General features: G+C 72.8%; 21 protein-coding genes and 1 riboswitch. Of the genes, 10 read left to right on the top strand and 11 right to left on the bottom strand.

Annotated features, from left to right (window positions below; translation table 11 throughout):
• Positions 1-49 precede the first annotated feature (49 nt).
• A riboswitch (cyclic di-AMP (ydaO/yuaA leader) is annotated at positions 50-186 on the top strand.
• A 41-nt stretch (positions 187-227) separates the two neighbouring features.
• Positions 228-1,157: a coiled-coil domain-containing protein gene (locus IEZ10_RS36390; protein ID WP_229812019.1), complete on the top strand. Its 930-nt coding sequence runs from the start codon at positions 228-230 to the stop codon at positions 1,155-1,157.
• A 23-nt stretch (positions 1,158-1,180) separates the two neighbouring features.
• Here the strand turns inward: IEZ10_RS36390 and IEZ10_RS36385 are convergent, their stop codons facing one another.
• Positions 1,181-1,711: a MarR family winged helix-turn-helix transcriptional regulator gene (locus IEZ10_RS36385; protein ID WP_189251063.1), complete on the bottom strand. Its 531-nt coding sequence runs from the start codon at positions 1,709-1,711 to the stop codon at positions 1,181-1,183.
• Positions 1,712-1,776: 65 nt separating this feature from the next.
• Complete coding sequence (locus tag IEZ10_RS36380; RefSeq protein WP_189251062.1) at positions 1,777-3,084, bottom strand: M50 family metallopeptidase; 1,308 nt, start codon at positions 3,082-3,084, stop codon at positions 1,777-1,779.
• 188 nt (positions 3,085-3,272) lie between these two features.
• Between IEZ10_RS36380 and IEZ10_RS36375 the strand changes: the two genes are divergently transcribed.
• Positions 3,273-3,878 (top strand): response regulator transcription factor, encoded by a 606-nt coding sequence (locus tag IEZ10_RS36375; protein ID WP_189251061.1) that lies wholly within the window; start codon positions 3,273-3,275, stop codon positions 3,876-3,878.
• A gap of 640 nt (positions 3,879-4,518) precedes the next feature.
• Here IEZ10_RS36375 and IEZ10_RS36370 read toward each other — a convergent pair.
• Complete coding sequence (locus IEZ10_RS36370) at positions 4,519-5,634, bottom strand: PP2C family protein-serine/threonine phosphatase (RefSeq protein WP_189251060.1); 1,116 nt, start codon at positions 5,632-5,634, stop codon at positions 4,519-4,521.
• A gap of 118 nt (positions 5,635-5,752) precedes the next feature.
• Between IEZ10_RS36370 and IEZ10_RS36365 the strand changes: the two genes are divergently transcribed.
• Entirely contained in the window at positions 5,753-6,982 is a 1,230-nt protein-coding gene (locus tag IEZ10_RS36365; protein ID WP_189251059.1) for a GNAT family N-acetyltransferase, read from the top strand.
• A gap of 40 nt (positions 6,983-7,022) precedes the next feature.
• Entirely contained in the window at positions 7,023-7,196 is a 174-nt protein-coding gene (locus IEZ10_RS36360; RefSeq protein ID WP_179823959.1) for a hypothetical protein, read from the top strand.
• A gap of 25 nt (positions 7,197-7,221) precedes the next feature.
• On the opposite strand, the gene IEZ10_RS36355 is transcribed toward IEZ10_RS36360, so the two are convergent.
• Positions 7,222-7,689: a ribose-5-phosphate isomerase gene (locus IEZ10_RS36355; RefSeq protein WP_189251058.1), complete on the bottom strand. Its 468-nt coding sequence runs from the start codon at positions 7,687-7,689 to the stop codon at positions 7,222-7,224.
• A 108-nt stretch (positions 7,690-7,797) separates the two neighbouring features.
• On the opposite strand from IEZ10_RS36355, the gene def reads away from it, so the two are divergent.
• Positions 7,798-8,286: a peptide deformylase gene (def, locus tag IEZ10_RS36350; protein ID WP_189251057.1), complete on the top strand. Its 489-nt coding sequence runs from the start codon at positions 7,798-7,800 to the stop codon at positions 8,284-8,286.
• A 102-nt stretch (positions 8,287-8,388) separates the two neighbouring features.
• Here def and IEZ10_RS36345 read toward each other — a convergent pair whose 3' ends face one another.
• The 3 genes from IEZ10_RS36345 to IEZ10_RS36335 form a co-directional block, all read right to left on the bottom strand.
• Positions 8,389-8,901 carry a hypothetical protein gene (locus tag IEZ10_RS36345; protein WP_189251056.1) on the bottom strand — a complete coding sequence of 171 codons (513 nt, stop codon included), beginning with the start codon at positions 8,899-8,901 and terminating at the stop codon, positions 8,389-8,391.
• 195 nt (positions 8,902-9,096) lie between these two features.
• A complete protein-coding gene (locus IEZ10_RS36340) occupies positions 9,097-10,506 on the bottom strand; it encodes an aldehyde dehydrogenase family protein (protein ID WP_189251055.1) in 1,410 nt (469 codons plus the stop codon).
• Between the two features lie 316 nt (positions 10,507-10,822).
• Positions 10,823-11,443 carry a mycothiol-dependent nitroreductase Rv2466c family protein gene (locus tag IEZ10_RS36335; protein WP_189251054.1) on the bottom strand — a complete coding sequence of 207 codons (621 nt, stop codon included), beginning with the start codon at positions 11,441-11,443 and terminating at the stop codon, positions 10,823-10,825.
• Between the two features lie 264 nt (positions 11,444-11,707).
• Here IEZ10_RS36335 and pepN point away from each other — a divergent pair, with 264 nt between their 5' ends.
• Positions 11,708-14,278: an aminopeptidase N gene (pepN, locus tag IEZ10_RS36330; protein ID WP_189251053.1), complete on the top strand. Its 2,571-nt coding sequence runs from the start codon at positions 11,708-11,710 to the stop codon at positions 14,276-14,278.
• 94 nt (positions 14,279-14,372) lie between these two features.
• Positions 14,373-15,335, top strand: coding sequence for a hypothetical protein (locus tag IEZ10_RS36325; protein ID WP_189251052.1), 963 nt, complete (start codon positions 14,373-14,375; stop codon positions 15,333-15,335).
• Here the strand turns inward: IEZ10_RS36325 and IEZ10_RS36320 are convergent, their stop codons facing one another.
• The gene (locus IEZ10_RS36320) at positions 15,336-16,073 is read right to left on the bottom strand and encodes a Pycsar system effector family protein (RefSeq protein WP_189251051.1); all 738 of its coding nucleotides are present in this window, start codon (positions 16,071-16,073) and stop codon (positions 15,336-15,338) included.
• A 615-nt stretch (positions 16,074-16,688) separates the two neighbouring features.
• Here IEZ10_RS36320 and IEZ10_RS36315 point away from each other — a divergent pair.
• The 3 genes from IEZ10_RS36315 (at position 16,689) to IEZ10_RS36305 (ending at position 20,033) form a co-directional block, all read left to right on the top strand.
• Complete coding sequence (locus IEZ10_RS36315; protein WP_229812018.1) at positions 16,689-17,399, top strand: nuclease-related domain-containing protein; 711 nt, start codon at positions 16,689-16,691, stop codon at positions 17,397-17,399.
• Positions 17,400-17,575: 176 nt separating this feature from the next.
• Positions 17,576-19,414 carry a dihydroxy-acid dehydratase gene (gene ilvD, locus IEZ10_RS36310; protein ID WP_189251049.1) on the top strand — a complete coding sequence of 613 codons (1,839 nt, stop codon included), beginning with the start codon at positions 17,576-17,578 and terminating at the stop codon, positions 19,412-19,414.
• 133 nt (positions 19,415-19,547) lie between these two features.
• On the top strand, positions 19,548-20,033 hold the full coding sequence (locus IEZ10_RS36305; RefSeq protein ID WP_189251048.1) for a helix-turn-helix transcriptional regulator: 486 nt from the start codon (positions 19,548-19,550) through the stop codon (positions 20,031-20,033).
• Between the two features lie 96 nt (positions 20,034-20,129).
• On the opposite strand, the gene IEZ10_RS36300 is transcribed toward IEZ10_RS36305, so the two are convergent.
• The 3 genes from IEZ10_RS36300 to IEZ10_RS36290 are packed head-to-tail and all read right to left on the bottom strand — an operon-like array spanning position 20,130 to position 21,722.
• Complete coding sequence (locus IEZ10_RS36300) at positions 20,130-20,345, bottom strand: FmdB family zinc ribbon protein (protein WP_189251047.1); 216 nt, start codon at positions 20,343-20,345, stop codon at positions 20,130-20,132.
• 15 nt (positions 20,346-20,360) lie between these two features.
• A complete protein-coding gene (locus IEZ10_RS36295) occupies positions 20,361-21,182 on the bottom strand; it encodes a GNAT family N-acetyltransferase (RefSeq protein ID WP_189251046.1) in 822 nt (273 codons plus the stop codon).
• Between the two features lie 30 nt (positions 21,183-21,212).
• Positions 21,213-21,722 (bottom strand): HNH endonuclease, encoded by a 510-nt coding sequence (locus tag IEZ10_RS36290; protein ID WP_189251074.1) that lies wholly within the window; start codon positions 21,720-21,722, stop codon positions 21,213-21,215.
• Between the last annotated feature and the right edge of the window lie 195 nt (positions 21,723-21,917).

Genomic DNA, 21,917 nt, shown 5'->3' with positions numbered 1-21,917 from the left:
GGTCGCGTGACCATCCGTTTACCATTGCTATCCTCACCCATTGGACTTTATGTCCGATATGCCTAATTCCGGGTGCGTCGCCCGGGAGCCGGGGAACCACCGCACCCGGGGTGAATCCACTTCGGTGGTAGGGCTCTCTCCCGCCCGAACCCGTCAGCTAACCCGGTAGGCGGTAGGAGAGGAGAGCCGTGGCGGCTCCGTCCCCCACGTCCCGTCGCCGTGCGGCCGTGACCGTCTCCGCGGTCTCCGCCCTGGCGTTCGTCCTCGGCGGCGGGCCCGCCGGCGCCGACCCCAAGCCGTCCGAGTCCGAGCTGCGCGCCGACCTCGCCAGGCTCACCAAGAAGGTCGACGGGCTCATCGAGGACTACGCGGCCAAGCGGGAGTCGCTGCGCAGGGCCCGGCAGGCCGAGAGCCGGGCCAGGACCGCCCTGACCGAGGCGGAGCACGCCTACGCCGAGGCCAGGGAGCAGGTCGCGGACATCGCCCGGCTCCACTACCAGGGCGGCGGCGACCTGCCCGCCCTGCTGTTCGCCCCCCAGCTGGACGGCGCGGCGGTCACCGCGCAGCTCGCCGCCCAGCAGGGCGCCCATCTGCGGACCTTCGCCCAGAGCCGGGACCTGCGCAAACGGGCGGCCGAGGAGGCCACCCGGCTCACCGGCCGGATCGCCGAGGAGGGCGACGCCGTGGCCGCCCGGCGCCGCGACGCCGAGAAGGCCATCGCGGACGTCGAACGGAAGCTCGACGCGCTCGTCCCCGTGGGCTCGGGCCGCCGCGCCGACGGCAGCTGGGCGCCCCAGCTGCCCACGGGCTCCGACAACATCACCGACCGCACCCGGATCATGCGCGGGGCGGTCGGGAAGCGGTTCACCCTCCCCCACGAGGTCGGCTGCTACCGTTCGGAGAACGACGGCGGCGAGCACCCGCTGGGCCGGGCCTGCGACTTCATGATGAGCGCCGGCGGCTCGACGCCCACGGCGGAGCACGTCGCGCTCGGTGACGAGATCGCCGCCTGGGTCCTCAAGAACAGGGCGCGGCTCGGGGTCAAGTACGTGATCTGGCGCCAGCGGATCAACAGCGGCACCGGCTGGCGCGCCATGTCCGACCGCGGCGGCGTCACCGCCAACCACTACGACCACGTGCACATCTCGATGTACTGACCGGCCCGTGCGGATCGACGGCGTCACGGACGGGTGACGGCCACGTCCGTCATCCCCGCCGCCTCGGCGACCATCCGGTCCAGGCCGGCCAGGTCGGCCGGGCGGGCGACGGCCGCCTCGGCGAAACGGGTGAGCAGCCGGGCGAAGGTCTCGCGGTCGGCCTCCGTCCAGTCGGCGATCAGGCCGTCCAGGTAGGTCCGCCGGTAGCGGACGACCACCTCCAGCACCCGGCGGCCGCGTTCGCTCAGCACGAGCCGGGCCCGCCGGGCGTCCACCGCGGACTCCTCGCGCGCCAGCAGGCCCGCGCCGATCGCGTCGTTGACGAGCCTGCTGGCGGTGGACGGATCGACGTCGAGCTGCTCGGCGACGGCGCCCACGGTCACCTCGGGCACGTCCAGGCTCAGCTTGTGCACCGCGTGCACGACCATCACGTTCGACATCTGCACCGGCCGGGGCGGCTCGCCCGCCCGGCGGGCGCGCAACGGCCGGGCCCAGATCCGGCGCAACCGGAACAGCGCCACGTCGATCGCCGCTCCCGGCGTCCGGTCGTTCACGGCGTACCCCTACGGCGGGTACGGCCCGCCCGCGGCGCGCCGTACGGAATGGACGGTTACGGAGATCAACCCAGCAGGCGGATCGGGTTGAAGACGTCGGCGTACGCCAGCAGACCGGCCATGACGATCATCACCAGGGCGATGGCGTAGGTGAGCGGGAGCGCCTTGGCGATGTCCACGTGGGCGGGGGCGGGGCGGCGCGTCACGCGGGCGAAGCCCCGCTTCAGCCCCTCCCACAGCCCGCCGGCGATGTGACCGCCGTCGAGCGGGAGCAGCGGGATCAGGTTGAACATGCCGATCGCCAGGTTGAACACGGCCAGCAGGTTGATGAAGATGACGACCTTGCTCTCCAGCGGGGCCGAGGAGGCCACGATCTCCCCGCCCATGCGGCCGACGCCGACGATGCCCACCGGGCCGTTCTTGTCGCGCTCCTGACCGGAGAAGGCGGCGTTCCAGACGCCCACCATCTTCTCCGGGAAGCGCAGCAGCGCGCCCGCCGTCATCGAGGTGGTGTCCCACATGTGGGCGGCGACCGCTCCGATGCCCTGCCGCTCGGTGACGATCACCGGGCTGACCCCGAGGTAACCGACGCCCTTTTCGATCTTCCCGGGCTCGTCCAGCGACTCGCGGTCCTGGGCGATGAGGTTCGCGGTCACGGTCATCGGCCGGCCGTCCCGCGTGATGCCGATCGCCAGCGGACCGGCGCCATGGGAGCGGATGGCCCGGGTCGCGGCGTCCCAGCTCGCGACGGGCCTGCCGGCCACCGACACCAGTACGTCACCGGGTCGCAGCCCCGCCGCGGCGGCCGGGCTGGGCCTGTCGGCCGCGGTGCACTCGGCGCTGGGGTTCTTCGCGATCTCGGCGGAGGTCTTGACGCACTGCGGGACCGAGGAGATCTGGCTCTTCTCGACGGCGACGCCGAAGCCCATCATCACGACGGCGAACAGCACGAACGCCAGCACGAAGTTCATCGCCGGGCCGCCCGACATGACGATGACCTTCTGCCACCAGGGCTTGCGGTAGAAGACCCGGTCCTCGTCGCCGGGGCGGACCTCCTCCATCGCCGCGTCGCGGGCGTTCTCGATGAGGCCCTGCCACGGACCGGTGGAGACCGAGCGCAGCGTGCCCGGCGCGTCGGTGGGCCGGGGCGGCAGCATGCCGATCATCCGGATGTAACCGCCGAAGGGGAGCCACTTGACGCCGTACTCGGTCTCGCCCCGGTGACGGGACCACAGCGTGGGGCCGAAGCCGACCATGTACTGGGTGACCCTTACGCCGAAGATCTTGGCGGGCACCAGATGGCCGATCTCGTGCAGTCCGATCGAGACCATGAGTCCCAGGAGGATGATGACGACCCCGACGAGCCAGCTCACAGGTCATACTCCCCGGTCGTTTATGTGCGGGCGGTCTTCCGAGACTAACCCACGCTTCGTGGTTCCAGAGTGCCACAGAGGCGGACCCTCCGGATCAAGTCTCTTGCGCCGGGTTGACCGAATGGGGACACTTCGTTGACAGTAAGCGATCGTGCGGTCACCCTGTGAAAGCCGTTGGGGGGAAACTTTTGATCGGGATCCTGATTGCCGAGCACCTGCCGCTGGTCCGACGGGGCCTGGTGGCCTCGTTGGCGTGCGAGCCGGACCTCAAGGTGGTGGCGGATGTCGGGAACGGCGAGGAGGTCCTGCCCGCCGTCCTGCAGCACCGCCCCGACGCGGCGGTCGTCGATCTGGATCTGCCCGACGTCGACGGCTTCGCCGTCGCGCTCCGGCTGCACGAGGACGCCCCGTTCTGCCGGACGCTCCTGCTGTCGCGCCACCCCAGCGCCGGCCAGGTGCGGCGGGCCTTCTCCGTGCACGCGCTCGGGTTCATGAGCCTGGACGTGCGGCCCGAGCAGCTCGCCGACGGCGTGCGCCGGGTGGCCGCCGGGCGGCGGGCGATCGACTCCGAGCTCGCGGTCGCCGCCCTGGAGTCGGCGGAGAACCCGCTGACCCGGCGTGAGCTGGACGTGCTGCGGCTGGCGGCCCTGGGCGCGCGGTCCAACGAGATCGCCGACCAGCTCTTCCTGTCCGTGGGAACGGTCCGAAACCACCTGTCGCGGATCATCAGCAAGACCCAGGCCCGCAATCGCCTCGACGCGGTGCGCATCGCCCGCGACGCCGGGTGGCTCTGACCCCGCGACGACCCCGCGACGACCCCGCGACGACTCCACGACGGAGACTCCGCGACGGACGTCCCCGGCACGACCGCCGAAGCGCAGCCGGCCGCGCCGGGGACGTCCGCCCCGGCCGGGTGCGCGGCCCGTCACCGGACCACGCACCCGGCCGCCTTCGCGTCGCGCCCGGCCGGACCTCCCCCACGAAAGTCACGACGTCGCGCGGCGCGCCGCCGAGGAGCCGCCGATCACCGATGTCACAACGGATGACACCGGCGGCCGCCCACCGGGTGACCCGGCACGGCGGCCGGCATGTCGCACCGTCCGCCGCCCAGGCCGGCCCCCGGGCAACCGCGCCACCCCCCGGGGTCCGGAACCCATGCGGACGGGGCGACCGCCGGATCGGCCGGGCTCCCGGTGAAAGGACACCGGGCCCGACCGCCCGCCGGGGCGACTCCCTGAGGGTTCGAAACCGCCCCTAGAGCGTTCCAAACGCTCACCGGCCTCCGCCAGTGTTCCGGCTCACCGGAAAACGGTGCGGAACACCGACCGTTGACCATGCGTTCCGTAATGGTTCGACCACTCTCGGTGCGAACCGTGCGGCGTCGGGGCGTGTGCCGGGCCACGGGGACGCCGGTTCCGGGGCCCGCGCCGGACGTCAGGGGCGCCAGATGAGGATGAGCGCGCAGTCGTCGTTGTGCCCGGACGACATCGTGGTGACGAGGTTCCGGGCGCCGTCGCGGAAGCCGGAGGGCAGCAGTCGCTCGGCCTCGCCGAGCAGCCGGTCGAGACCGGCGTCGATGTCGCGGCCCGGCTGCTCGATCAGCCCGTCGGTGTAGAGCATGAGCGCGTCACCCCTGCGGAGCATGCCCTTGTCGGGCTCGCAGTGCAGGTCGCCGACGATGCCCAGCACCACGCCCTTGGCCGGGGAGACCTTCCAGGTGCCGGTCCCCGCCTCGAACTTGACCACCGGCGGGTGCCCGGCCGAGGTGATCACGTATTCCGCCGTGGCGAGGTTGACCCGCACGTGGACCGCCGTGACGAAGCCCTCCGCCTCGCGCTGGCGTCGCAGGTAGGTGTTGCAGGCGCCGAGGAAGTCGTCGACCGAGCCGAGCAGGCCGCCGAAGGCGCCCGACAGCATCAGCGCCCTGGTGCCCGCGTCGACGCCCTTGCCGGAGACGTCGACGAGGGCGAGCTCCAGGACGTCGCCCTCCCGGATGGAGACGAGGAAGTCTCCGCCGAAGGAGGAGCCGCCCGCCTGCTTGAGCACCACCCGTGAGTCCCAGGCCTTGGGCAGCTTCGGCAGTTCGCTCTGTTTCTTGAGCCGGTCGCGCAGCTCCAGCAGCATCACGTCGCCGCGCAGGCCCTGCACCCCGAGTTTGCCGCGGGTGCGGGCCATCAGGGCGGCCAGCGCGATGGTGAAGCCGAACGTCGCCAGCAGGCCCGGCCCGATGTGCCCGACCCCGCGCACGACGGCCACGTAGACGAGCGAGACGGCGACCGCGCACAGCAGCTTGGACAGGCTGCGCAGCCGGAGCTGCAGCCCGCCGACGAGGGTGATCGGGATCATGAGCGCCGGGGAGAACCACTCCATGGAGACCCGGGCGGCCAGCACCCCGGCCGTCAGGGTCAGCACGCTCAGCGTGATGAGGAGGTTGCGGTCACGGGCGAACGGCCCACGCCGCAGGAACCGCACGGTGGGTGCCAGAAGGGGGATCCGCGCCAAAAACGCACGGAGCCCAGGAGGAATCAGCGGCACCGGGCGAGAACTCATGATGCGCCTGACTGTATCTGGCTGCCCCCTGTTTGGGCAGCCCACTTGACCGACACCTTGATCATTTAGGGGGGAAATTGAATGGCCCGACGGGTTTGTCACCTCTACCGTGGGAGAAATGTCTTCCACCCTGCGTCCGATGACGGAGAACGACTGGACCGCCTGGCTCGACCTCGACGAGGAGGCGTTCGGCGCCTCCGTGCCGCCGCATCGGAGGGAGCAGTACCGGGCGGTGACCGAGTTCGACCGTTCGCTGGGCGCGTTCGACGGCGACCTCCTGGTGGGCACGGCCACCGTGTGCGGCTTCACCATGACGGTGCCCGGCGGGCCGATCCCGGTGGCCGGGGTCACCTCGGTCGGGGTGCTGCCCTCGCACCGCCGCCGGGGCGTGCTGTCCTCCCTCATGACCCGCCAGCTCGCCGACCTGCGTGAGCGGGGCGAGGCGGTCGCCGCGCTCTACGCCTCCGAGGCGGCGATCTACGGGCGGTTCGGGTACGGCAGGGCCGCCGACGCGCTCTCCTTCGACATCCCCCGGCACGGCGCGGTCCTGGCGGGTCACGCCCCCGCGGACCCCTCGCTGCGCCTGCGCGTCGTACGGCCGGCCGGGAGCCGGGACGTCTTCGAGAAGGTCTTCGACGCCGTCCGCGAGGGCCGTCCGGGGATGTACGCCCGCACCCCGGCCCGCTGGGACTCGGTGCTGTCGGACCACGACGCCGACCGTGGGAACGCTGGGCCGCTGCGCGCGGTGGTGGTCGAGGACGACGGCGGCCCGCGCGGCTACGCGCTCTTCCGGACCGTCCAGCGCTACACCCCGCACACCGTGCCCGACGGCGAGCTGCGGGTCGGGGAGGTCTTCGCGCTGGACGACGCCGCCTACGCGGAGCTGTGGCGGCACCTGCTGGACCGCGACCTGGTGGCGCTGATCAGGGCCCACCGCCGGCCGGTGGACGACCCGCTGGCGCACATGCTGGCCGAGCCGCGCAACCTCAACGCCATCTGGGTGGACGACCTGTGGGTCCGTCTGGTGGACGTCGGACGGGCTCTGGAATCCCGCGCCTACTCGGCGCCGGTGGACGTGGTGGTCGAGGTCGCCGACCCCGTGTGCCCGTGGAACGAGGGCCGCCTGCGGCTGACGGCCGGCCCCTCCGGCGTCCGGTGCGTGCCCACCGGCGACCCGGCGGAGGTGTCGCTTCCCGTGGCGGCGCTCGGCGCGGCCTATCTGGGCGGCCGCCCGCTGACTCCGCTGCGGTCGGCGGGACTGGTGCGCGAGTCGCGGGCGGGGGCCGTACGGGAGCTGTCGCTGGCGATGTCCTGGGAGCCGGCGCCCTGGGCCGGTCTGGTCTTCTGAGCCGTTCCGCGGGCCGCGGGCCGCGGTTACGGTGAAGGGCATGGCACTGCAGAGCTTGCAGATCACCGCGCTCACCGCGATGCGGGCCCGGGACGTCTCCCGGCCCACCCGGGAACAGCAGGAAGGCGCCGACGCGCGGCCCCTGCGCGACGAGACGCCGCGCAGGGAGCCCCGGCGCGGCGACCGCCCGCGCGGGGAGCCGCGCCGCGGGTGACCGGCCGCGGTCTACGGCGGCCGGTCTACGGCAGCGGCGGGAGGCCGCCGCCGGTCTCGTACGCGCCGATCTGCGCGATCCGGCGGCTGTGCCGCTCCAGGCCCGAGTACGGCGTGCCGAGGAAGATCTCCACGAACCGGAGCGACTCCTCCTCGCTGTTCATCCGGGCTCCGAGGCTGATCACGTTGGCGTCGTTGTGCTCGCGGGCGAGCTTGGCGGTGTCGTCGTTCCAGGCCAGGGCGGCGCGGATGCCGCGCACCTTGTTGGCGGCGATCTGCTCGCCGTTGCCGGAGCCGCCGATCACGACCCCCAGGCTGCCCGGGTCTCCCGCGACGCCCTCCGCGGCGCGCAGCACGAACGGCGGGTAGTCGTCCTCGGCGTCGTAGACGAACGGACCGCAGTCGGTCACCTCGTGGCCGTTCTCCTTGAGCCAGGAGACGACACGGTTCTTGAGTTCATAGCCGGCATGGTCGGCACCGATGTAGACACGCACCCGCCCAGTTTCGCAGGTGTATGTCGCCCCGCCGACCCGCCCCCCGGCTAAGGTAATGACCGGCATGCCAACGCACCCCTTACCGGGCCCACGAGAGAAGAATCCCATATGCGTGACATCCGAGTGATCGGAGATCCGGTCCTGCGCACGCCCGCCGCGCCCGTCACGGACTTCGACCGCGACCTGCGCCGCCTGATCGACGAGATGTTCGCCGCGATGTACGCCGCGCAGGGCGTCGGCCTCGCCGGCCCGCAGATCGGCGTGTCGAAGAGGCTGTTCGTCTACGACTGCAGCAACCGCAAGGGGCACGTGGTCAACCCCGTGCTGACCGTGGACGACCCCGCGGAGGTCCTCGACGAGGAGGGCTGCCTGTCGGTCCCCGGCCGCGAGACCGGCACCCCGATCTACGCCCGGACCCCCCGCGCCGCCGGCGTCACCGTCGAGGGCTTCGACCGCCTGGGCCGTCCGGTCCGGGTCAGGGCCCGCGGCCTGCTCGCGCGCTGCTTCCAGCACGAGACCGACCACCTCGACGGCATGCTCTACGTCGACCGCCTGCCCAAGGACGCCGCCCGCAAGGTCCTGCTCCAGACTCCCTGACCGGCTCCGGCCCGCGGGGGGCCGGCCTCGCCCACCGGCCGGCGCGGTCCCCCGGGCCGGCACCGGTTCACGGGCCGGTGACGGCTGACGGGCCTGCCCGGTTCACGAGTCGGTGTCCGTTCGCGGGTCCGCGTCCGCTCGCGGCCCGGTGTCCGTCGCCGGGCCCGCGCCGGGCTCGCCGGCCGGCCGCCGCGCGCGCCGCAGACGGCGCAGACGCCACAGCGGCCTGGACGCCAGGCCGAGGCCGGCCAGCATGAGCAGGGCGACGGCGATCCACTCGTTGGACCCGCCGGGGCCGTAGACGTGGCCCCGGCGGCCGGTGTCGAAGGCCCGCGCCGTCTGACCCGGGATGAACGACCCGCGCTCGCCGCCGTAGAACGCCACCTCGGGACGGACCGTCCGGCCGGTGCGGAACTCCCCCAGCCAGGTGCACTGCTCGTGGCCGGGGTGCTGGACGCACTCGACCCGGTGGGCGGTGAAGGTGCCCCAGGCGCCGTCGCCGCGGAACGCGGCCAGGGCCGGTCCGAGGTTCTGTACGGCCAGCAGCACCAGGACCAGCCCGCCCGCGGCGACCACCAGATCGAACGCGCTGAGACGCATGGTGCTCGGTCGCATACCGTGGCCCTTTCGAGGAGTATGTCCGGGCGGGGTCTACCCCGCGCGCGCCGCCGCCACGACCCGGCGCCGTGGCCGGATCCGGCCGCGCTCACGGCCGCCGGGGCGCCGGCGTGCCGGTGCACCACCGGGCCGATGCCGGACGCCGCTGCCGCGCCCCGGCGCCCGCCGTCTCCCCGGCGCGCCGCCCGCCGGTCAGAGCTGGACCGACTTGACCTCCAGGTACTCCTCCAGGCCGAACACGCCCAGTTCGCGACCCAGACCCGACTGCTTGTACCCCCCGAAGGGGGCCAGCGGGTTGAACTGACCGCCGTTGACGGACACCTGGCCGGTGCGCAGCCTGCGCGCGACGGCGACGCCCTGCTCCTCGGTGCCCGCCCACACCGCGCCGGCCAGGCCGTACGGCGTGCCGTTGGCGATGGCCACGGCCTCGTCCTCGCCGCGGGTGTAGGGGATGACCGCCAGGACCGGCCCGAAGATCTCCTCCTGCTCGATCACCATCCCCGGCTCGACCCCGGCGAACACGGTGGGCTCGACGTAGAAGCCCCGCTCCGTGGGCCGGTCGACGCCGCCGGTGATGAGCCGCGCCCCCTCCTCCTGTCCGCGGTTGATGTAGCGGACGACCCGGTCGCGCTGGGCGGCCGAGACCAGCGGGCCCAGGCGGGTGTGCTCGTCGAAGGGGTCGCCGACGGTGTACTTCGCGGCGGCCCGGGCGGCCAGCTCGACGGCCTCGTCGTACCGGTCGCGGTGGACGATCATGCGGGACCAGGCCGAGCAGGTCTGCCCGGAGTTGAGGAAGGCGTTGGCCACGGTCACCTTGACCGCCACGGCGAGGTCGGCGTCCGGCAGGATCACGCTGGCCGACTTGCCGCCGAGCTCCAGGGCCACCCGCTTGACCCCCTCGGCCGCCAGCGCCGCGACCCGCCGGCCCGCCCCGGTGGAGCCGGTGAACGACACCATGTCCACGTCCGGGTGGGAGACCAGCGCCTCGCCGATGGTCGGGCCGTACCCGCTGACCATGTTGAACACCCCGGCGGGCAGCCCGACCTCGTCGAAGATCCCGGCCAGCGCGAAGGCCGCCAGCGGCGCCACCTCGCTGGGCTTGAGCACCACCGTGCAGCCGGCGGCGAGCGCCGGACCGACCTTGCACAGGATCTGGTGGAGGGGGTAGTTCCACGGCGTGATGGCGGCCACCACGCCGACCGGCTCCCGGAAGATCCGGGAGTTGCCGACCCGCTCGCCCTCGAAGTCGTAGGCGGCGGCGAGCTCGGCGTAGGAGGCCAGCACCCCGGCGGGCATCAGCGTCTGCACCTTCAGCGCCACGCCGTACGGCGCGCCCATGTCGGTGGCGATGATCCTGGCTATCTGGTCGGAACGCTGACGTATCAGGTCGGCGGCGGTGGCGAGGACCTTGCCGCGGTCGGCGGGGGCCGTGCCCGACCACGCGGGCAGGGCCGCCCGGGCGGCGGCCACGGCGGCCTCGACGTCGGCGGCGGCCCCGGCCGGCACCCTGTCGACCGTCTCCTCGGTCGCGGGGTTGACGACGTCGATGCCCTCGCCCGACGCGGACGGCTGCCAGGCTCCGTTCAGATAAAGATGACGCATGACTCTCATCCTCGCGCGCGGATCGTCATAAGGCGAGAGCCCGGCAGGTCAGGCGAGGGGCGGGTCGCGCGGCGTCACGGCTCGGCCGGACGCGGGACCCCTCGCCGCGGCGGGCGCTCGGCCGTCTGTGCCCCCGAGCGTACGGCGAAGCGCGCCGTACGGCGGGGAATGACCGGCATCTGCCCAACATCATTCAGAATTCGTAATATTGGGGATATTTTGGACGGCATCGAAGGGTGGCTTCCGGTCGGCCCCGGGCCTTCCCGGCGCTCCGGTCCCCCCTCCGCGCCGGGGAGGACCGGAGACCACCGCGCGGTCAGTCGAAGATCGGCGGCCGGGTGCGGGAGCGCTTGATCTCGAAGAAGCCGTCGGTGCCGGCCACCAGGCGGACGCCGTCCCAGAGCCGGCCGGCGTCCTCGCCCTTGGGCGCGGGCGTGATGACCGGCCCGAAGAACGCGACACCCTCCACGGCGATCACCGGCGTGCCGACCTCCTGGCCGACCCGGCCGATGCCGTCCTCGTGCGAGGCCCGCACGACGTCGTCGTGGTCCTCGGAGTCCATCGCGTCGGCGAACCCGCGGTCGAGGCCGGCGGCCTCCAGGGCCTCCTCGACCGTCTCACGGAGCCGGTCGAGCTGCTTGAGCATGCCCTGGTTGTGGAAACGGACGCCGAGCTCGGTGTAGAGGCGGCCGACGGTGTCGGAGTCGTACTTCTCCTGCACGGCCGCCACCACCCGGACCGGGCCGATGGCCCTGGCGATCATCTCGCGGTAGGTCTCGGGGACCTCCTTGTCCTCGTTGAGGACGTTGAGGCTCATGATGTGCCAGCGCGGCTCGATGGGCCGCACCTTCGCCACCTCCAGCAGCCAGCGCGACGTTATCCAGGCGTACGGGCAGAAGGGGTCGAACCACAGATCGACGGGAGTGCGCTCGGTCATCTCTTCAGCTCTCTGGTCGTGAGACTCGTTCATCCGGCGACAACCCGGTACGCCGAGCCCCCTATTCCGGCCCGGCCCCCGGCGCCGTTCCGGTCCACCCTTCGACTCCGTTCCGGTCCGGCCCCCACTTCCACCGGCCGCTTTATCCTCGAATGAGGTGACCGGCCGACCCGCGGTCCCCGAGGCGGCGTTCCCCCGCCCCGCATGGCAGGATTCGATGGACCCTTCGCAAGGGAGCGGAGGAGTTGTGACGAGGGAGCTGTGGTGGCAGGCAATCTGACCCGTGACGAGGCCCGCGAGCGCGCGCGGCTGCTCAGCGTGCAGTCGTACGCGGTGGAGCTCGACCTGACCGAGGGTGAGGAGCTCTTCGAGAGCGTCACCACGGTCCGCTTCACCAGCGAGCGGGCCGGTGCCGGGACGTTCATCGAGCTGGCCGACGCCAGGATCCGCTCGGCGGTGCTGAACGGCGCCGAGCTGGACGTGAGCGCCTACGACCCGGAGACCGGGCGGCTGCCGCTGCCGGACCTCGCCGAGGTCAACGAGCTGCGCGTCGACGCCGACTGCCGCTACTCGCACACCGGCGAGGGCCTGCACCGCTTCGTGGACCCCGTCGACAAGAGCGTCTACCTGCACAGCCAGTTCGAGACGGCCGACGCCCACCGGATGTACGCCTGCTTCGACCAGCCCGACCTCAAGGCGACCTTCGAGCTGACCGTGCTCGCGCCCTCGCACTGGGAGGTCGTCTCCAACGCCGCGCCCGACGAGGTCCAGGAGCTGGAGGGGCACCGCGGCAAGCACGGCGCCCTGCAGGACGCCAAGCGCTGGCACTTCCCCGCCACGCCGGTGATGAGCACCTACATCACCGCGCTGTGCGCCGGGCCGTACCACAAGGTGACCTCCGAGCACGACGGCATCCCGCTGGGCATCTACTGCCGGGCCTCGCTCGCCGAGCACCTCGACCCCGACAACATCTTCGAGGTCACCCGGCAGGGCTTCGACTTCTTCCACCGGGTCTTCGGGATCCGCTACCCGTTCGGCAAGTACGACCAGCTGTTCGTGCCGGAGTTCAACGCGGGCGCGATGGAGAACGCCGGCTGCGTGACCTTCCTGGAGGACTACGTCTTCCGCTCCCGCGTCACCGACGCGATCATCGAGCGCCGCGCCGAGACGATCCTGCACGAGATGGCGCACATGTGGTTCGGCGACCTGGTCACCATGCGCTGGTGGGACGACCTGTGGCTGAACGAGTCGTTCGCCACCTACGCCTCGGTGCTCTGCCAGTCGGAGGCCACCCGCTGGGGCCAGGGCGCCTGGACCACCTTCGCCAACGTGGAGAAGGCCTGGGCCTACCGGCAGGACCAGCTCCCCTCGACCCACCCGATCGCCGCCGACATCGTCGACATGCAGGCGGTCGAGGTCAACTTCGACGGCATCACCTACGCCAAGGGCGCCTCGGTGCTCAAGCAGCTCGTGGCCTACGTCGGCCTGGACAACTTCCTGGCCGGCGTCCGCGACTACTTCAACGAGCACGCCTGGGGCAACACCACGCTCGCCGACCTGCTGGGGGCGCTGGAGCGCACCTCGGGCCGCGACCTGTCGTCCTGGTCCAAGGAGTGGCTGGAGACCGCCTGGGTCAACACGCTGCGCCCGTCGTTCACCGTCGACGACGAGGGCCGTTTCACCTCCTTCGAGGTGCTGCAGGAGGCCCCGGCCGAGTACCCGACGCTGCGCTCGCACCGCGTCGCCGTCGGCCTGTACTCCCTGCGCGGCGAGGAGCTGGTCCGCACCAAGCGCGTCGAGCTCGACGTGGTCGGCGCGCGCACGGCCGTGACCGAGCTGGTCGGCGAGGTCCAGCCGGATCTGGTGCTGCTCAACGACGACGACCTGACCTACGCCAAGCTCCGGCTCGACGAGCGCTCGCTGCGGACGCTGGTCGAGGGCGGCATCAACAGGTTCACCGAGTCGCTGCCGCGGGCCCTGTGCTGGTCGGCCGCCTGGGACATGACCCGCGACGCTGAGATGCCCGCCCGCGACTACGTGGCCCTGGCGCTCTCCGGCATCGCGTCGATCAAGGACATCTCGGTCGCCCAGGCCGTGCTCCGCCAGGCCCGCCAGGCCGTCCAGCAGTACGCCGACCCCGCCTGGCGCGCCGAGGGCCTCGCCCTGCTGGCCTCCGGCCTGCGCTCCCTCGTCGCCGGCGCCGAGCCCGGCTCCGACCACCAGCTCGCCTACGTCAACGCCCTGGCCTCCGTGGCGACCTCCGCCGAGGACCTGTCGTTCCTGGCGGGCCTGCTGGACGGCACGGCCGTGCTCGACGGGCTGACCGTCGACGCCGACCTGCGCTGGACCCTGATCCAGGCCCTGGTCTCCGGCGGCGTGCTCGGCGAGGAGGACATCGCCGAGGAGCTGCTGCGCGACTCCACCGCCACCGGCGAGCGCTCCGCCGCGCGCTGCCGCGCCGCGCTCCCGACGCCCCAGGGCAAGACCAAGGCGTGGGCGACCATGACCGAGGGCAAGCTGAGCGGCGCGATGCTCCGCTCGACCATCCTCGGCTTCATGGACCCGAACCACCCGGACCTGCTGGAGCCGTACGGGGCGAAGTACTTCGAGCAGATCGTCCACATCTGGAGCACCTGGACCTTCGACTCGGCGCAGAACTTCGCCGTCGGCTGCTACCCGGCCCTGGCCATCTCCCCGCAGACCGTGGCGAGGACCCAGGATTTGATCTCGGCGGAGCAGCCCCCACAGGCCCTGCGGCGCCTGCTGCTGGAGGGCGCCGACGGCATCGGCCGCGCCCTTCGCGCCCAGGCCAGGGACGCCGCCGCGGCGTCCTGACCCGCGCGTCCCGGCCGCGCCCCCGCCTACCGTGGCGGGGGCGCGGTCCGTGCGGGCGACATTCCCGGCATCGGCGGCTCCGGAAGGTGATCAGGTGGAATCGGCGCGCGACCTTCTCGTCTCCCTGGCGCGGAGGTACGCCTTCGGCGACGTCGGGGCGCTCGCCCCGGAGGTGATCGGGGAGGCGGGCGCCGTCGAGACCGTGTGCGAGTTCGGCCAGCGGCTGCTCTCGCTCGACGCCGAGGACTTCGCGGCCGAGGCGCGCGGCGTGCCCGCCGACCTGCGGCGGCGCGCGCGGGCCTGCACCATGCCCCAGACGCCCCGGGAGCAGCCGCGCGGCGCGCTCGCGTCGCTGCGCCCGGCCTACGGGCTGCTGCTGGAGGTGATCGCCGTCCGGTGGCACCGGCGCGAGCTGAGCCCCATGGTGGCCGCCCTGCACATCGCCAGCGAGTATCTCCCGCTGCTCGCCTTCGAGCCCGTGCTCGGCAACGCGGGCGACCCCGCCCGCTGGCCGGCGGGACTGGGCGCACCGGGCAGCAGGTTCGGCGTGATCGGCGACCGCGAGTGCGACCACACCAAGTCCGAGCAGTCGGCCGCCAACCGGACCCTGCGGGTGGCCGGGGAACCCGCCGAGGGGTGGCGGGCCTACTTCGACCGCCAGCACAGCCAGGTGGCGGGCGCCCTGGCCACCTGCGTGACCTCCTGCCGCAACCCCTGCACCGCCATGGACTGGGTCGGGCACCACGTCCGCGACGACCTCGCCCTGCGCTCCCGGATGGCCCTGGCCTTCGCCGAGACGCCCCTCGTACGGCTGCGCCACGCCGCCCCGGTGGGCCACGGGTTCGGCGTCCCCTCCCCCGAGGAGGTCCTCGACGCCTGGGAGCGCAGCCGGGCCGTCCTGGCCAAGAACGACGTGGGCGCCGCGGCGTCCGCCGAGGACGGTTTCCCGCTGCCCGGCCTGCCCAGCCTGTTCTCGGCCGTCGCGGCCGTCCCGGTGGCGCCCTCGACGCTGCTGGCGGACATCGCCGCGCACCTGGCGGGCCTCCTGGAGTCCTGATCAGAGCGGGCGTCCGCAGTCCTCCACCGGGTCGCAGCGCCAGGGCGGGAGTTCGGGGGCCTGCCGTACGGGCGGCGGGGCCATGGGCCTGCCCGACAGGTCCCACGACGTCATCAGCTCGCCGGCCACCGCCGAGACCAGGCAGCAGGAGGCCGCGAGCAGCAGCAGGACCAGTCCCCGGCGGACGTAGCGCTGCTTGACGTCGGCGACGGCGCCGAGCCGGCCGGCCCGGCGCACCAGCCGGTCGGCCCGGACCGTCGCGTCCCGGGCCCCGTCCCGGCCCGCGTCCCGGCCGGCGGTGCGGGCGCGAAGCTCGGCGAGGGCGCTCTCGGAGAAGGCCCCGGCTTTGGAGTCGTCGGCCGGACCGGCGGCACGCGGACCGGTGCGGAAGGCGCCGGCGGGGAACGCCCCGCCTGCGGGCGGGCGCGGCGCGGACACCCGGGCCGAGTAGAAGCGGCGGCGCTCCACGGCCCGCGCGGCGCGGCGGGCGCTGTACGGCCAGAGCGCGGCGGCGAGCGTCACGATCGCCATCGCGCACAGGAACAGGCCCGCCCACCACAGCCAGCTCACCTCGGCCGGGAGGTCGCGCGGCGTCAGCCGGGCGGCCGTCAGCCCGCCGGTGAGAGCCGTCATGGCCAGGGCGGCAGCCCGGCGGTCCGCGCGACCGCTCCTGTCGCGCGCTTCGGCCAGGAGGCCCGTGAGATAGGCGAACGCCTGGTCCGGCGCCTTTCGCACCATTCCCCCCGCGAAATGTGAACGGCAGGACCGTCTCCGGCCCGACTCGGGCCTTTACCCGATATCGGAAAAGGAACGCATGTCATATCAGAAACCGGGGTACCGCGTATCGGTTCCGGCGGACGCCACGGTCCGGCACGGGGCCTCACCGGCGGGCGGGACTCCGCGCGGCGCGAACCGGCGCCCCCTCCGGAAGGACGGTCGGGGGCCGGCCCGGCCGGGCGCGGAACCTCCGTACGGCGCGGCCCCGGAACCCCGTCCGGCCGGTGGAGCGGACCCGCGCGCGACGCGGCACGGAACGGAGAAGACGCCGGTCACCGGCCGTCTGGGCGCTAAGATCACGCACGTGCGCGCTGTCCGCGCGGCGGCGGGCGACACCGGGTTCTCTAGAGAGGAAATATGTAGATACCCGGTTGCCTGCGGCCCAAGCGGGCAATGACGGTCACAAAAGTATGAGAAACCCAATACTAGGCACCCCTGGGGGCGTCAGCTACCGTGAGTTACGTGGATTCCGGCCAGGTACCAGAAGACGGTAACAACGCGTCACCGATTTGGGTCAGTGACCGGTCGGCCGACGACAGGCCGGCACCCCGACCCCCCGCGCCCGAGCCCGAGCCCGTGCCCGTCAGGCGCGCCTCCCTGCGCGAGCTGTTCGACGACCCCAGGTACGGCCACCTGCGCCGGCGCGTGCTGATCGCCGTCGTCGTGGGCGTCGTCGCGGGGATACTGCTGGCGAGCTGGCGGCTGGGCCTCACCGCCGCGGTGCTCGCGGCGATCGCCGACACCGTGGTCCGCGCCCGCTCGCACTCCACCGTGCCCGCCTGGCGGCGCGCCTCGGTCGCGGAACGGCGCACGGAGGCGCAGCTCAAGGGGCTGGAACGGCGCGGCTACCGCACCCTGCACGCCCGGGCCATCCCCGGCAGCGAGGCCCAGATCGACCATCTGGTCGTCGGCCCCACCGGCGTCTACGCCGTCGACTCCGAGAAGTGGGACAAGCGCCTGCCGGTCCGCGTCCAGTCGCACCGCAAGCTGTTCCACGGCCCGTTCAGCCAGAAGCCCCGTCTCGACGAGGCGCGCTGGGAGGCGGCCCAGGCGAGCGAGCTGATCGGCAAGGCGCTGGGCCGCGAGGTCACGATCATCCCCTCCCTCGCCATCTACGGCCCGGCGATCCCGTGGAAGATCCTCAACGTCCGCGAGGTGGACGTCTTCGACGGCAGCCGCGTCCGCAAGTGGATCACCAAGCGGGAGCGGTCACTGACCTCGGAGGAGATCGACACGATCTACCGCGCCGCCGCCGAGGTGCTGCCCGCCCGTTACCCCGAGGACTGACCGCCTCAGGCCTCCGTCACGCGCTTCTCCCCCCGGCCCCTCCCCGTGAGGGGCCGGGGGACGCGGGACCGTCCCGCGGTATGACATCTCCGTCTCGTGGAATGGACACGACGTCTCACGCACTGGGAGGTGGCCGTACCATTTGAGGACACGGTTTCGATGATGGGAGAAGCCTCATGCCCGCCCTCAGGTCACGTACGGTCACCCACGGCAGGAACATGGTCGGAGCCCGGGCCCTGCTTCGGGCGACGGGCGTGGCGGGCGGTGACTTCGGCAAGCCGATCATCGCGGTAGCCAATAGTTTCACCCAGTTCGTCCCCGGGCACGTCCACCTCCGCGAGGTCGGCGACGTGGTGGCCGGGGCGATCCGCGAGGCGGGCGCGATCCCGCGCGAGTTCAACACGATCGCGGTCGACGACGGCATCGCCATGGGTCACGGCGGCATGCTGTACTCGCTGCCCAGCCGCGAGCTGATCGCCGACGCGGTCGAGTACATGGTCAACGCGCACTGCGCCGACGCCCTGATCTGCGTCTCCAACTGCGACAAGATCACCCCGGGCATGCTGCTGGCCGCCTTCCGGCTCAACATCCCCACGATCTTCGTCTCCGGCGGCCCGATGGAGGCCGGTAAGACGCCGGGCCGCAAGCTCGACCTGATCGACCCCATGGTGGCGGCCGCCGACGACAGCGTCTCGGACGCCGAGCTGCTGGAGATGGAGGAGAACGCCTGCCCGACCTGCGGCTCCTGCAGCGGGATGTTCACCGCCAACTCGATGAACTGCCTCGCCGAGGCCATCGGCCTGGCGCTGCCGGGCAACGGCACGGTCCTGGCCACGCACACGGCGCGCAGGAAGCTGTTCGAGGACGCCGGGCGGCAACTGGTGGAGATCACCCGCCGCTACTACGAGGACGACGACGAGAGCGTCCTGCCGCGCAACATCGCCACCAAGGACGCGTTCGAGAACGCCATGGCGCTGGACGTGGCGATGGGCGGCTCGACCAACACGATCCTGCACATCCTCGCCGCGGCCCGCGAGGCCGGGGTCGACTTCGGCCTCAAGGAGATCAACGAGATCTCCCTGCGGGTGCCGTGCCTGTGCAAGGTGGCCCCGGCCACCTCCAAGTACCACGTCGAGGACGTCCACCGCGCGGGCGGCATCCCCGCCATCCTCGGCGAACTGGACCGCGCCGGGCTGCTCCACCGTGACGCGCGGTCCGTCTCCGGCGGGACCCTGGGCGACGTCCTCGACGCCTGGGACCCGTGCTCGGCGAACGTCCGGCCCGAGGCCCTGGAGCTGTGGCACGCCGCCCCGGGCAACGTGCGCACCGTCAAGCCCTACTCCCAGGACTCCCGCTGGGAGTCGCTCGACCTGGACCGGGCGGAGGGCTGCGTGCGCGACCTCGAACACGCCTACACCCGCGACGGGGGCCTGGCCGTCCTCTACGGCAACATCGCCGTCGACGGCTGCATCGTCAAGACCGCCGGGGTGGACGAGTCGATCTGGAGGTTCACCGGGCCGGCCGTGGTGTTCGAGTCGCAGGAGGAGGCCGTCGAGGGCATCCTCGGTGACCGGGTCAAGGCCGGGGACGTCGTGGTGATCCGGTACGAGGGTCCCAAGGGCGGGCCGGGCATGCAGGAGATGCTCTACCCCACCTCGTTCCTGAAGGGCAGGGGCCTGGGCAAGGCGTGCGCGCTGGTCACCGACGGCCGCTTCTCCGGCGGCACCAGCGGGCTGTCCATCGGCCACGCCTCCCCGGAGGCGGCCGAGGGCGGCCTCATCGCCCTGGTCGAGGACGGCGACCTCGTCGAGATCGACATCCCGGGCCGTTCGATCGAGCTGAAGGTCTCCGAGGAGGAGCTGTCGGCCCGCCGGCAGCGGCTCCTGACCGAGCTGGGCGGCTACCGGCCGCGTGACCGCCACCGCCCGGTGAGCGCCGCGCTGCAGGCCTACGCCGCGCTGACCACCTCGGCCTCCACCGGCGCCTCGCGGGACCTGTCGCAGCTGTCGCGCTGATCGTCCCGGTTTCCCCGGCGCCTCGCCGGGGCTGTCGCAGCCGTCGCTCCGACCTCGGAATCCTCTCGGATACGTCCCATCGCATCCGAGAGGATTTTCGAAAAATGTCGGTGTTCGGACGTACCATGAAGACATGGCAAACGTCACGAAGTCCCCTGCCAGCCCGCTGACGACCGCCGAAATCGCCGCCCTCGCCCTGTCCCTCGCCCACCTCGGCTCGGGCCCGCAGGCCACCGCCGCCCGCCTCGGCCTGCGCCACGCGTTCGAACAGCTGCACCTCGACGACGAGGTCGTCGCCACCACCCTGGCGACCCTCACCGAACCGATGCCCGACGCGGTGGCCGACCGGGCCCGGACCATCGCGGCCGCCATCACCTCGCGCATGGTGGTCCGCCTGCACTACCGGGACGTGTCGGGCCGCATCACCGTCCGCGAGGTCGACCCGGTGACGTGCATGGTCCACCGCGATCACTGGTATCTCGTGGGCATGTGCCGGCTGCGGCGCGGCATCCGGGCCTTCCGGTTCGACCGGATCATCGCCACCGAGCCGACCTTCGTCCCCGCCCGGCCGCACCTGGCCACCGACTTCCTGCCCTTCCAGGGCAAGCGGGCGGCCTGACACCCGCCGGCGCCGTCCCGCGGGCCCCGCGCGCCGGAGCCCGCGGGAACGGCGCCCTGACGCCGCCCGGGGCGGCGTCAGGCGGAGCCGGGGCGGCTAGCCGCAGCAACCGCCCCCGCAACAGCCGCCTCCGCCGCCGGTGGGGCGGGGGGCGGCGCCGCCGGACGCGCCGGTGACGGCGACCGTGGACAGCAGCCTGACGGTGTCGTCGTGCCCCTGCGGGCAGGAGGCGGGCTCGTCGGAGCGGGCCATCGGCCGGGAGACCTCGAACGAGGAGCCGCAGGAGCGGCAGCGGAATTCATAGCGCGGCATGGCACACAAGCGTACTCACGCGAACGCGACGGAGGCGTAGTCGGCGACGGGGACGTACCCGATCGCCTGATAGATCGCGTTGGACGTGGGGTTGTCCAGGTTGGTGAAGAGCAGCACCTCGGTGGCGCCTCCGGCGAGCGCCCCGGCCGTCGCGGCGTGGGCGACGGCCGTGCCGTACCCGCGGCGGCGGAGGGCGGGCGGCGTGTAGACGGGGCCGATCCTGGACACGCCCGCGATGGGCGCGGAGACACCGGCGAACGCGACCGGCTCGCCGCCCGCCTCCCACAGCAGGAGCTCCTCCCTGGTGATCCTGCTGGCCACCAGCGGCGTCAGGTCGAACGCCACGGACTCGTGCTCCTCCTCCTGGAAGGCGACGTTCCAGGCGACGAGCAGGTCGAGGTCGGCGGCGACGGCGGTGCGGGCGGTGCCCTCGGCGGCGGGCGACGGCGCGCGGAGGGCGCCGATCCGGTAGAGGCGCTCGGAGCGGCGCCCCGCCTCCGGCCGCCACCAGGCGGCGGCGAACGCCTCGGCCGCCTCCGCCGGCCCGGAGACGCCGGGCACCCGCCGCTCCGCCTCGATGAGCCGGGTGGCCAGGTCGCGCACGGTGTCGGCGGGGACGTCGGGGAGCAGCAGGGGGCGGGGCGGCGTCTGGCTCGCCGCCGCGACGACCTCGCCGCCGCGCTCCAGCCAGCCCAGCAGCAGGTCCTCGCCCCACAGCCCGGCGCGCATGGCGCGCAGGACCGTGAGCGGCATGGTGTTGCGGACCGGGTCACGCAGCAGCAGCGGCTCCGCCGCCCTGGCGTACTCCTCGACGTCCGAGGTGAACGTCCAGGTCATCCGGCCGTCACCCCGCGGACCCGCGGACGCTCACGCCGCGCTCTCCGCGAGATAGGGGGCCCACAGGGGGTCGCCGACGTTGTGCGCGCCGATCAGCCGCCAGTGGACGCCGTGCGGCACCACCGGGGCGACGCTGAGCGTCCACCCCAGCTCCTCCAGCATCCGGTCGGCCTTGCGGTGGTTGCACGGCATGCACGAGGCCACGCAGTTCTCCCACGTGTGGGTGCCGCCCCGGGAGCGCGGGATCACGTGGTCGATGGTCTCGGCCCGCTGGCCGCAGTAGGCGCAGCGGTAGTCGTCGCGGCGCATCAGCGCTGTCCGGGTCAGCGGGATCCGCGACCGGTACGGAATGCGGACGTACCTGCGCAGCCTGATCACCGAGGGCGCGTCGAGGGTACGGCTCGCCGAGCGGATCACGGCGCCCTGCCCGTCACGGTGCACGACGTCGGCCTTCTCCCGCAGCACGAGCACGACGGCCCGGTGCAGGGAAAGCGTGGTAAGGGGTTCGTAGGTGGCGTTCAAGAGCAGGACCTGGCGCATCAGCGAGCATCTCCCGCCGCACACGTCGTCAGGGTCGTCATGTGAGAGGGTACGCCGTGGCGTACCCCGACTGGCGGCCCCTCCTGAGGCCCGGATGTTTCCGTCACGATGACCTCCGCCGGACGGCCCAGCGGATGATCACCCCGGCGCCGTCCTTCACCAAGTTTGGCTTCTGCATCGTCGTTCCCGCCACCC

This window comes from Streptosporangium pseudovulgare (assembly GCF_014648055.1).
Taxonomy (GTDB): Bacteria; Actinomycetota; Actinomycetes; order Streptosporangiales; family Streptosporangiaceae; genus Streptosporangium; species Streptosporangium pseudovulgare.
The sequence above is the reverse complement of the archived record's forward strand: the minus strand, read 5'-3'. Positions and strand labels throughout refer to the sequence as shown.

Coding starts and splice junctions, on each gene's coding strand:
- IEZ10_RS36340 (WP_189251055.1), bottom strand. CDS start 10,506: ATGCGTCATCTTTATCTGAACGGAGCCTGGCAGCCGTCCGCGTCGGGC.
- IEZ10_RS36290 (WP_189251074.1), bottom strand. CDS start 21,722: ATGCGCCAGGTCCTGCTCTTGAACGCCACCTACGAACCCCTTACCACG.
- IEZ10_RS36295 (WP_189251046.1), bottom strand. CDS start 21,182: ATGACCTGGACGTTCACCTCGGACGTCGAGGAGTACGCCAGGGCGGCG.
- IEZ10_RS36300 (WP_189251047.1), bottom strand. CDS start 20,345: ATGCCGCGCTATGAATTCCGCTGCCGCTCCTGCGGCTCCTCGTTCGAG.
- IEZ10_RS36335 (WP_189251054.1), bottom strand. CDS start 11,443: ATGACCGAGCGCACTCCCGTCGATCTGTGGTTCGACCCCTTCTGCCCG.
- IEZ10_RS36305 (WP_189251048.1), top strand. CDS start 19,548: ATGGCAAACGTCACGAAGTCCCCTGCCAGCCCGCTGACGACCGCCGAA.
- IEZ10_RS36370 (WP_189251060.1), bottom strand. CDS start 5,634: ATGAGTTCTCGCCCGGTGCCGCTGATTCCTCCTGGGCTCCGTGCGTTT.
- IEZ10_RS36345 (WP_189251056.1), bottom strand. CDS start 8,901: ATGCGACCGAGCACCATGCGTCTCAGCGCGTTCGATCTGGTGGTCGCC.
- IEZ10_RS36360 (WP_179823959.1), top strand. CDS start 7,023: ATGGCACTGCAGAGCTTGCAGATCACCGCGCTCACCGCGATGCGGGCC.
- IEZ10_RS36320 (WP_189251051.1), bottom strand. CDS start 16,073: ATGGTGCGAAAGGCGCCGGACCAGGCGTTCGCCTATCTCACGGGCCTC.
- ilvD (WP_189251049.1), top strand. CDS start 17,576: ATGCCCGCCCTCAGGTCACGTACGGTCACCCACGGCAGGAACATGGTC.
- IEZ10_RS36365 (WP_189251059.1), top strand. CDS start 5,753: ATGTCTTCCACCCTGCGTCCGATGACGGAGAACGACTGGACCGCCTGG.
- def (WP_189251057.1), top strand. CDS start 7,798: ATGCGTGACATCCGAGTGATCGGAGATCCGGTCCTGCGCACGCCCGCC.